This window comes from Prauserella sp. PE36 (assembly GCF_003311655.1).
GTDB classification, from domain to species: domain Bacteria; phylum Actinomycetota; class Actinomycetes; order Mycobacteriales; family Pseudonocardiaceae; genus Prauserella_A; species Prauserella_A endophytica.
In genome coordinates this window covers 25,850-36,517 of record NZ_QEQT01000031.1, presented here as the reverse complement: position 1 = coordinate 36,517, position 10,668 = coordinate 25,850, and the positions used below count along the sequence as shown (strand labels likewise).

Here is a 10,668-nt window from a genome sequence, read left to right as displayed (position 1 = left end):
CTGTTGGGTCCTGAGGCAGCACGGTGGTGTTGCTTTTGGTGTGGTGTTTGAGAATTGTAGAGTGAGTGCGAGCATCTTTGTGGTCAAGTTGTGTAGGGCACATGGTGGATGTCTGGGCACTAGGGGCCGATGAAGGACGTGGGAGGCTGCGATAAGCCTCGGGGAGCTGTCAACCGAGCTGTGATCCGAGGGTGTCCGAATGGGGTAACCCGGCACCTGTTATGAGGTGTCACCCGCACCTGAATGTATAGGGTGTGTGGAGGGAACGCGGGGAAGTGAAACATCTCAGTACCCGTAGGAAGAGAAAACAAGTGTGATTCCGTGAGTAGTGGCGAGCGAAAGCGGAGGAGGCTAAACCGTGCGCATGTCAAGCTGTCAGGTGTTGTGTGTGCGGGGTTGTGGGACCTGTTTGCCAGGGGCTGACACTCCTGGGGATGCGTTGTGTGGTTAGCGGAACGCTTTGGGATGAGCGGCCGGAGTGGGTGAGAGTCCCGTACGTGAAAACTGCATGGGCGTGTCTGGAATGGTGTTCCCGAGTAGCAGCGAGCTCGTGGAATTTGCTGTGAATCTGCCGGGACCACCCGGTAAGCCTAAATACTTCCTGGTGACCGATAGCGGACGAGTACCGTGAGGGAAAGATGAAAAGTACCCCGGGAGGGGAGTGAAAGAGTACCTGAAACCGTGTGCCTGCAAGCCGTCAGAGCAATGCTGGTCGTTGTGATGGCGTGCCTTTTGAAGAATGAGCCTGCGAGTTCGTGCTGCGTGGCGAGGTTAACCCGTGTGGGGTAGCCGTAGCGAAAGCGAGTCTGAAGAGGGCGTGTGAGTTGCGTGGTCGAGACCCGAAGCGGAGTGATCTACCCATGGCCAGGCTGAAGCGCCGGTAAGACGGTGTGGAGGGCCGAACCCACCAGGGTTGAAAACCTGGGGGATGAGTTGTGGGTAGGGGTGAAAGGCCAATCAAACTCCGTGATAGCTGGTTCTCCCCGAAATGCATTTAGGTGCAGCGTCGTATGTTTCACACCTGGGGTAGAGCTACTGGGTGGCCTAGGGGCCTTACCGGGTTACCGAAGTCAACCAAACTCCGAATACGGGTGTGTGAGAGTGCGGCAGTGAGACGGCGGGGGATAAGCTTCGTCGTCGAGAGGGAAACAGCCCAGAACGCCAGCTAAGGCCCCTAAGTGTGTGCTCAGTGGGAAAGGATGTGGAGTCGCTGAGACAACCAGGAGGTTGGCTTAGAAGCAGCCATCCTTGAAAGAGTGCGTAATAGCTCACTGGTCAAGTGGTTCTGCGCCGACAATGTAGCGGGGCTTAAGCACACCGCCGAAGCTGTGTCACTCACACATTGATCGGTGTTCCTCTTTGGGAGGGGCATCTAGTCGTGTGGGTGGGTAGGGGAGCGTCCTGCATCCAGAGAAGCGGCCGCGTGAGCGAGTTGTGGAGGGTGTGGGAGTGAGAATGCAGGCATGAGTAGCGAATGCAGAGTGAGAATCTCTGCCGCCGGATGACCAAGGGTTCCTGGGCCAGGTTGTTCCGCCCAGGGTAAGTCGGGACCTAAGGCGAGGCCGACAGGCGTAGTCGATGGACAACGGGTTGATATTCCCGTACCCGCGTGTGTGCGTCCCTGGCGAGGCAGGGGATACTAACCACCCGAGCCGCATTGCCGCTCTTCGGAGTGGTGGTGTTGGTGAGCGTGGGGCCTGATCCTGTAGTAGTCAAGCGATGGGGTGACGCAGGAAGGTAGCCCCGCCAGTCAGTGGTGATACTGGTGTAAGCGTGTGGCCCGCAGGATAGGGAAATCCGTTCTGCTGTCTTGGATGACGAGGGTGAGGCGTGATGCGTAGCCGTTTGTGGTGAAGTAGGGTGATCCTCTGCTGCCGAGAAAAGCCTCTAGCGAGTGCATGTGTGGCCCGTACCCCAAACCGACACAGGTGGTCAGGTAGAGAATACTAAGGCGATCGGGTGAACTGTGGTTAAGGAACTCGGCAAATTGCCCCCGTAACTTCGGGAGAAGGGGGGCCAAGCCTGCTGAAGCCTTGTTCGGGCTAGGTGGGAGTGGCCGCAGAGACCAGCGGAAAGCGACTGTTTACTAAAAACACAGGTCCATGCGAAGACGCAAGTCGATGTATATGGACTGACGCCTGCCCGGTGCTGGAACGTTAAGAGGACCGGTTAACCCCTTTTGTGGGGTGAAGCTGAGAATTTAAGCGCCAGTAAACGGCGGTGGTAACTATAACCATCCTAAGGTAGCGAAATTCCTTGTCGGGTAAGTTCCGACCTGCACGAATGGCGTAACGACTTTCCGGCTGTCTCAACCACAGGCCCGGCGAAATTGCACTACGAGTAAAGATGCTCGTTTCGCGCGGCAGGACGGAAAGACCCCGGGACCTTTACTATAGCTTGGTATTGGTTTTCGGTTCGGCTTGTGTAGGATAGGTGGGAGACTGTGAAGCTGACACGCTAGTGTTGGTGGAGTCGTTGTTGAAATACCACTCTGGTCGTGCTGGGAATCTAACTTCGGACCGTGATCCGGTTCAGGGACAGTGCCTGGTGGGTAGTTTAACTGGGGCGGTTGCCTCCTAAAGGGTAACGGAGGCGCCCAAAGGTTCCCTCAGCCTGGTTGGCAATCAGGTGTTGAGTGTAAGTGCACAAGGGAGCTTGACTGTGAGACTGACGGGTCGAGCAGGTGCGAAAGCAGGGACTAGTGATCCGGCACCTCCTGGTGGAAGGGGTGTCGCTCAACGGATAAAAGGTACCCCGGGGATAACAGGCTGATCTTGCCCAAGAGTCCATATCGACGGCATGGTTTGGCACCTCGATGTCGGCTCGTCGCATCCTGGGGCCGGAGTAGGTCCCAAGGGTTGGGCTGTTCGCCCATTAAAGCGGCACGCGAGCTGGGTTTAGAACGTCGTGAGACAGTTCGGTCCCTATCCGCCGCGCGCGTAGGAGACTTGCGGAAGGCTGTCCCTAGTACGAGAGGACCGGGACGGACGAACCTCTGGTATGCCAGTTGTCACGCCAGTGGCATGGCTGGTTGGCTACGTTCGGAAGGGATAACCGCTGAAGGCATCTAAGCGGGAAGCCTGTTCCTAGATGAGGTCTCCCACCCCTTGTGGGTTAAGGCTCCCAGTAGACCACTGGGTTGATAGGCCAGACATGGACGCACGGTAACGTGTTTTTGAGTGGACTGGTACTAATCGGCCGAGGACTTGCCCACAAAGCTGCTACGCACTCACTCTACGATTCTGAAACACCACACGCCCTGATAAGTGAAGAGAGTGTGGTTGTTTCACCAGTGTTTCGGTGGTTATAGCGGTGGGGTCACGCCCGGTCCCATTCCGAACCCGGAAGCTAAGCCCACCAGCGCCGATGGTACTGCACCCGTGGGGGTGTGGGAGAGTAGGACACCGCCGAACTCAACTTCGAGAAAGCCCGCCAGGTACTCACCTGGCGGGCTTTCTTGTTTTGTCGTCACAGAAAAAAAGCAGGCCGGTCATTCGAGCGTCTCGAATGACCGGCCTGCGTGCTATTCGGCGAGCAGTTCGGCGACCGTGGCCGGTGCGGAGTCCGCGGCGACCACCCGCTGGTCCCGGGTCGCGAGGCTGCGCACGGTCACGTTGCCGGCGTCCCAGTCCTCCTGGCCGACGATCACGACCACGCGGGCGCCCGCCTTGTCCGCACGTCCGAGTTCCTTGCCCAGCTTGCGGAACTCCAGCGGCACCGAGGTGCGCACACCGGAGCGGCGCAGCGACGTCGCCACCGTGCGGGCGGCGTCGCCGAGGTTCTCCGTCACCGGGATCACGACCACGTCGACCTCGGCCTTCGGTTGCGGCAGCAGGCCGTGGGTGCCAAGGAAGTCCATCAGGGTTACGTCGCCCATGCCGAACCCGATTCCCGGGATCTGCTGTGCGGTGAACAGCGAAGCCAGGTCGCTGTAGGCGCCACCGCCGAACAGGGCGCGGTTGTTCTCCGGCGAGGTGTCGAAGACCTCGAACACCGTCGACGTGTAGTAGGCCAGTCCGCGCACGATCATCGGGTCGAAACGGATCAGGCTCGCGGCGTTGCTGCCGAGCACCCTGACCAGGTTGGAGTTCTCCTTGACCTGCTCAGGCAGTTCGTCGAGCAGCGCGGTCCCAGCGGTGAGCACGTCGCCCAGCTTCTCGAACTGCTTGTCCGTGAGACCGATCTCCTCGGCGCTGGCGGCGAGCTTCTCCCGCTCGTACTTCTCCCAGCGGTCGACGAGCGCGAACACCTCGGGCAGCTGCTCCTCGCCGACGCCCACCACATCGGTGAGGGCCGAGGACAGCAGGTTCCGGTCGTTCGCCCTGACCACGAACATGTCCTCGCTCGCACCCAGCCCGGCCAGCATGTCGTGGATCAGCTCGAAGATCTCGATCTCGGTGTTCGCGCTGGTCGAGCCGAAGATGTCGACGTTGATCTGCCAATGCTCGCGCACCCGGCCCCGCTGGGGGCGTTCGTAGCGGTGGCAGTTCGGGTGGCTGTACCAGCGGACGGGGAACTGCAGGGCACCGGCGTTGCCGGCGATCATCCTGGCCACCGACGGCGTCATCTCAGGACGCAGCGCCAGGCGGCGGCCCCCGCGGTCGGTGAGGGTGTAGAGCTGCTGGTTGGCGATCTCCTCACCGGATTTCGCCTCGTAGATCTCAGCCGACTCCAGGATCGGACCGTCGTAGCGCTGGAACCCGTACCGCTCGATGACCTCGTACAGCTTCCCGAAGACCTGGGTACGGACGGACATCTCCGGCGGGAGGAAGTCCCGGGTACCCCGGTAGGGCGCGGTCGGCAGGAATTCAGGCACGTACCGAGTTTAGTGACCGCGCCGCGAGCCGATGAGCAGGGCAAGGGCCGCGCCCGCCGCGCACACGACCGACGTGATCAGGAAGATCTCCGTGTACTGCGTGAGCAGTGCGTTCTTCACGGCGCCCACGTAGTCGCCGAGCGCGGTCTCGTAGGCGGCGTCGGACGGATACAGCACGCGGATCGGCACGTCGAGCGACGCGGTCATGCTGTGGAAGCGGTGCAGGCCCCACGCCGAGAGGGCCGCGATGCCCACGAGCATGCCGGTCATCCGCGCCACCACGACGCCCGCCGAGGCGACGCCGTGCTGTTCCGGCGGTGCCGCACGCAGCACCGCCGAGGAGAGCGGCGCGATGACCAGGCCGAGCCCGAGTCCCACGATCACCAGGTCCGTGTCGAGCCTCGGCAGCGTCAACGGGCCCAGCTCGTGCGGTGTGGAGAGCACATCGGCGGTCCACCCCGACATCAGCAGGAAGCCCGCACCCGCCACGAGCATGCCGACGAACGCCACCGAGCGTTCCCCGGCCCGGGACGCTACGAACCCGCCCGCGATCGCTCCGACCGGCAGCGCCACGAGGAAGCGCAGGAGCAGCTCCACGCTGCCCTGGTCGTCACGGCCGAGGAGGGTCTGGGAGAACAGGTCGACGTCGACGAGCGTGACCATGAGCGCCGCACCTGCCGCGATGCTGGTGCCCAGCGCGGCGAGGAACGGGCGCATCCGCACGTGGGTGGGGTCCAGCAGCCGGGTCTTCGCCCTGGACTCCCACAGCAGGAACAGCACGAAGACCACGGCGGCGACGATCAGCAGCGGCAGGCCCCAGCTCGGGAGCACCTGCTCGCGCGGGTTCGGGTTGTAGAGGCCCACCACCAGCATGCCGAGCGCGATCGCGAGCAGCCCACCGCCAACGAGGTCCACCTTGGCGCGCTCGGCGGGCCGGTTGCCGGGCACGGAGAAGTAGACGGCGACCATCGCCAGCAGCGCGAGCGGCACGTTGACCCAGAACACGCTGCGCCAGCCCGCGAGCGCGGCGAGCGCGATGCCGTAAACGGGTCCCAGCACGCTGCCGAGCTCCTGCGCACCGCCGACCGCGCCGAGCACGGTCGCCCTCCTGCGCTCTGACCACAGGTCGGCGGCGAGTGCCATTGTCACCGGCAGGAGCGCGCCGCCCGCGATCCCGAGCACCACGCGGCCCACCACGAGCAGCGGCACCGAACCGGCGACCGCGGTGAGCACGGAGCCAACGAGGAACCCGGCCAGGCACGCCTGCAGCAGTGTCTTGCGGCCGAACCGGTCGGAGGCCTGGCCCAGCAGCGGCATCGCTGCCACGTAGCCGAGCAGGTAGCCCGTGACGATGGGCGTGACCTGCTCGAGGCGGTTCACCGGGATCTGCAGGTCCTCGATGATCTGCCGCAGCAGGCCGATGACGACGTACGTGTCGAGCGCCCCGAGCAGTACCGCGAGTCCACCGGCGCCGATCGCTACCGAGCGGGCGCGCCGGGTGGTGCCGACCTCGGTCACGCCGGCGGGGTGACCGTCACGGGCTTGTCCACATCGGACAGCGTGACGTCGACGGTGGCGTCGTCGGGGAACGCCGCGGAGGCCTTGACGGGCAGGTGCTCGCCGTCGGTGCGCAGCCAGAACGTCACGTCGGCGTCGGACTGGATCCCCGGCAGCAGGCCGGAGAGGACGTCCTTGCCGAGTTGACCCGTGACCTTGTAGGTCTGGGTGCCCTCCACCTCCTCCTGCGCCTCGGTGACCGGGTTGCGCAGGCCGGAGAGCAGTTTCGAGACGCCCCGCTCCGGGTCGAGCACGGCGGAGGGGTCGTACAAAGTGGAGCTGAGCGCGGCCGGGATCTCCTGGTACCCGCCGGTGGGTCCCTTGAGATAGAGGGTGTCGCCCGCGAGCACGAACTCGACCTCGACGAGCTGGCCCGCCTGCTTCAGCGTGCCGGTGCCCTTGGCGTCGCCCTGCTTCGTCAGGTCGCCGTCGAGGCTCTGCACGCTCAGACCCTTGACCGTGCCGTTCACCCGCAGGGTGAAATGGGTGCTCTGGATGTCTCCCGTGGCCGCCGCGGCGTCCTTGATCAGGGCGGGGCCGTCGGGCAGTGACTCACTCGGAGCGTCGTCGGACGTGCAGCCCGCGGTCACGGCGGCCGTGAGCGCGAGCATCCCCAACAGGATTCGGCGGATGACCATGCCGGAATCGTAGGGCCACCGGGGCGCCCGCGTACCGGCTATTCCGGCATGAGGCCGGCCGCCAGCGTCGCGCCCAGTTCCCAGCACGCGGCGAGGTCGTCCTTGTCGGGTTCGCCCATGACCACCACGGGCTGTGCCGCCTGCTCCCAGCCGAGGCCCTTGGTGACGCTCTCGATCGCCCGGTGCGCTCCCTCGATGCCCTGGTTGCCGTGCAGGTAGAGGCCGAAGGGGCGGTTGCGGGTGGCGTCGAGGCACGGGTAGTAGACGGTGTCGAAGAAGTGCTTGAGCGCGCCCGACATGTAGCCGAGATTGGCGGGGGTGCCGAGCAGGTAGGAGTCGGCGGCCAGCACGTCCGACGCCGTCGCGGACAGCGCGGGCCGCCGGACCACGTCGACACCGGTGATCTCCGGATCGGTCGCGCCGGAGACCACGGCCTCGAACATGGCCTGCAGATGGGGCGACGGCGTGTGGTGGACGATCAGCAACGTGGGCACAGTGATTCAGCGTGCCTTCGCTGAGCGGGTCCCGCAAGCGCCGTGAGGGAGCAAGGGAGCTTTGCTCCCGGAAAACGGTAGTAAAGCTCCCTTGCTCCCCTCTGGGCTACCGGTCGAGCAGCTGTGAGAGCTCCGTTCGCAGCGCGGTGAGGCGTTTGGCCGCCGTCCGGCGGGACTCCGGCAGGTCCTCCTCGGCCGGGACGTCGGCCGTCACCTCCAGGTAGACCTTCAGCTTCGGCTCCGTTCCCGACGGCCGCAGGACCACCCGCAGGCCCTCGCCCCGCAGGCGCAGCACGTCCGCCTCCGGCAGCAGGTCCTCGGCCGTCACTGCCACGTCCGCGAGCGTCGCCGGCGGGGCCGTGCGCACCCGGTCCATCAGCTCGGCCCGCGCCCGAAGGTCGGGGATCCGCACCGACACCTGGTCGGTCAGATGCACGCCGTGCCGCACGGCGAGGTCGTCGAGCACGTCGAACAGCGTGCGGCCCGCCGCCTTCGTCGTCGCCGCGAGGTCGCACGCGAGCACCGCCGCCGCGATGCCGTCCTTGTCCCGCACGAACCCGGGGTTCACGCACACCCCGAGTGCCTCCTCGTACGCGAACACCAGGCCTTCGCCCGCCCGCGCCAGCCATTTGAAGCCCGTGAGCGTTTCCGCGTACCGCGCCCCGTGCGCCTCGGCCATCCCGCCCAGCATCGACGACGACACGATCGTGGTCGCCACCAACGGGTCAGTGCTGTCCGTTGTGGACAGCACGTGCTCGCCGAGCAGCACGCCCGTCTCGTCGCCCCGCAGCATCCGCCACGTGCCGTCCCCGTCCCGCGCACCGAGTGCGCACCTGTCGGCGTCCGGGTCGAGCGCGATCGCAAGGTCGGCGTCGATCTCGGCCGCGAGCGCCAGCAACCGGTCGGTCGCGCCCGGCTCCTCCGGGTTCGGGAACGCCACGGTCGGGAAGTCCGGGTCCGGCTCCGCCTGCTCGGCCACCAGGCGCACGTCGGTGAAGCCCGCCGTCCGCAGCGCGCGCACCAGCACGTCCCCGCCGACGCCATGCATGGGCGTCGCCGCCACCCGCAGCGTCCGTGCCGTGCCCCTCGGCAACGTCGCGCAGCGGGAAAGGTACGTCTCCAGCACATCGGAACCCGCCGTCGTGGCATCGGGAGACCTCGGTACCGCCACCGCGGCGGGGGCGTCGGCGATCGCCGCCTCCACCTCGCGGTCGGCCGGCGGGACGATCTGCGCGGCCGTGTCGTCGTAGAGCTTGTAGCCGTTGTCGGCCGGCGGGTTGTGAGACGCGGTGACCTGAATGCCGGCGATCGCGCCGAGGTGTCCGACCGCGAACGCGAGCACTGGCGTCGGCAATGGACCCGGCAGCACCTTCACCGCGAAACCGGCCGCGCTGAGCACCTCGGCAGCCGCCACGGCGAACGCCGCCGAGCCGTGCCGCGCGTCCCGGCCGACCACGACGGTCCCGCCGGCCTTGCCGTGACTCGTCAGCCACGCCGCCACCCCCGCGGTGGTGCGCACGACGACGGCCGGGTTCATCCCGTTCGGACCCGCCCGCACCGGTCCGCGCAGTCCCGCGGTACCGAACGTCAGCGGGCCGGCCATGCGGTCGGCGAGCTCCGCGACCGCGTCGGCGTCGCCACCCATCGCCCGTGCGAGCACGGTCTGCAACTCTGTGCGCGTGTCCGGGTCGACGTCGTCGGCGATCCAGCGAAATGCCTGGTCACGAAGGCCGGTGGTGAGCCTGGGCGATGGTTGCGTCACCGCACAATGTTGTCAAGCCTCGGGATTCCCGCTACCGTCGCCCCCGCTGGCCAAGGGGGTTAGGCCGTCATGCGCAATGACACGGCGCCGATCGGAGCAGCCGCCCGCGCGGAGCTGGCCGTGCTGGCTCCCGCCATGCGGCGCCGATCGGCGGATGTTGCACAACTGATCTTGCAGCAGATCCAGTCGTCCATCCCCGCCTACGCCAGGCCACTGGAGGGCACGTTCGGCAAGGCGATCCTGCACGGTGTGCAGCAGGGCGTGCTGGAATTCCTCGACCGGCTGCTCGACCCGGCCGCGGCCGGCGACGGCACCGCCGCGCTCTTCCGTCAGCTCGGCAGATACGAGGTGAGCGAGGGCCGGAGTATCGACGTGCTGCAGTCGGCGTACCGCATCGGCGGGCGCGTCGGCTGGCAGGCGCTCAGCGACTTCGGTCTGCGCTCGAAGCTGCCGGTGGAAACGATGTGCGAGCTCGCCGCAGCCCTGTTCGCCTACATCGACGAGCTGTCGGCACTGTCGCACGAGGGCTACGTGGCCGCACAGGCCCGCGCCGCCGGGGCACTCGAACGCCGCCGCAAGCGCTTGCTGGAGTCGCTGCTCTCCGAGCAGCCGGTACCCACGGGCGTGCTCGTGGACCAGGCCGCCGCCGCGGCGTGGACGCCGCCGGAGGAGGTGACGGTCGTCGTGCTGGAACGCGACGGCGACACCGAACCGCCGGGTTACCCCGAGCTGGCCGACGACGTGCTCGTCGACCTCGAGAGCGACGCGCCGTGCCTGATCGTGCCCGCGCCCGGCGGCACCGTGCCCGACCTCGCCGCGGCGCTCGCCGGCTGGCGGTGCGTGATCGGCCCGGTCGTCCGCCTCGCCGACGCGCGTGACTCGCTGCGCTGGGCACGGCGGCTCGCCGGGTTGATCGGCGACGGTGTGGTGGAGCGTGCGCCGGTGGTCTCGTGTGCCGACCACCTACTGACGTTGTGGCTGCTCAGTGATCCGACGCTCGCCGAGCGGCTCGCGGAGCGGGCGATCGCGCCGCTCGGTGGGTTCAACGCCCGGCAGCGCGAGCGGCTCGCCGAGACCCTGGCCGCGTGGCTGGAGACGAGGGGCGGCGCGCCGGAGGTCGCGGGCCAGCTGAACGTGCATCCGCAGACCGTGCGCTACCGGATCCATCAGCTCGAGGAGTGCTACGGCGACCGGCTGCGGGACCCCGACGAACGGTTCGCGCTCGCGGTCGCGCTGCGGGCCCGCCGGCTCCGGCGCCCTCGTCCGGAGTAACTCCCCGCATTTCCGTGAGCATTGCATTTCCCGCTTTTGTCAGCCGCGTGACAAGGCGCGCGGAGTCAGTCCGGAAAGCGCCGTGGAGAACCCGATCGGGCTATTGTCGAGCCGTCAACGATGGGCCAA

Annotated in this window: 6 protein-coding genes and 2 rRNA genes; 3 read left to right on the top strand and 5 right to left on the bottom strand. The window is 66.4% G+C overall.

The window, feature by feature from the left end; translation table 11 throughout:
- The first annotated feature begins 81 nt into the window (after positions 1–81).
- Positions 82–3,214: ribosomal RNA gene (locus tag DI005_RS02415) — 23S ribosomal RNA — on the top strand.
- 82 nt (positions 3,215–3,296) lie between these two features.
- Positions 3,297–3,413: ribosomal RNA gene (gene rrf / locus DI005_RS02410) — 5S ribosomal RNA — on the top strand.
- Between the two features lie 110 nt (positions 3,414–3,523).
- Here rrf and hisS read toward each other — a convergent pair.
- The 5 genes from hisS to DI005_RS02385 all read right to left on the bottom strand — a co-directional run bounded on the left by hisS (position 3,524) and on the right by DI005_RS02385 (position 9,267).
- Positions 3,524–4,816 carry a histidine--tRNA ligase gene (gene hisS, locus DI005_RS02405; RefSeq protein ID WP_113641122.1) on the bottom strand — a complete coding sequence of 431 codons (1,293 nt, stop codon included), beginning with the start codon at positions 4,814–4,816 and terminating at the stop codon, positions 3,524–3,526.
- A gap of 9 nt (positions 4,817–4,825) precedes the next feature.
- On the bottom strand, positions 4,826–6,334 hold the full coding sequence (locus tag DI005_RS02400; RefSeq protein ID WP_113641121.1) for an MFS transporter: 1,509 nt from the start codon (positions 6,332–6,334) through the stop codon (positions 4,826–4,828).
- Positions 6,331–7,011, bottom strand: a complete 681-nt coding sequence (locus tag DI005_RS02395; RefSeq protein ID WP_112275838.1) for an LppX_LprAFG lipoprotein — start codon at positions 7,009–7,011, stop codon at positions 6,331–6,333. Before DI005_RS02395 ends, DI005_RS02400 begins: the two co-directional genes overlap by 4 nt.
- 38 nt (positions 7,012–7,049) lie before the next feature.
- Positions 7,050–7,505: a flavodoxin family protein gene (locus DI005_RS02390; protein ID WP_112275840.1), complete on the bottom strand. Its 456-nt coding sequence runs from the start codon at positions 7,503–7,505 to the stop codon at positions 7,050–7,052.
- Positions 7,506–7,611: 106 nt separating this feature from the next.
- Complete coding sequence (locus DI005_RS02385; RefSeq protein ID WP_113641120.1) at positions 7,612–9,267, bottom strand: phospho-sugar mutase; 1,656 nt, start codon at positions 9,265–9,267, stop codon at positions 7,612–7,614.
- Positions 9,268–9,336: 69 nt separating this feature from the next.
- Between DI005_RS02385 and DI005_RS02380 the strand changes: the two genes are divergently transcribed.
- Positions 9,337–10,539, top strand: coding sequence for a CdaR family transcriptional regulator (locus tag DI005_RS02380; protein WP_113641119.1), 1,203 nt, complete (start codon positions 9,337–9,339; stop codon positions 10,537–10,539).
- Positions 10,540–10,668: the final 129 nt, after the last annotated feature.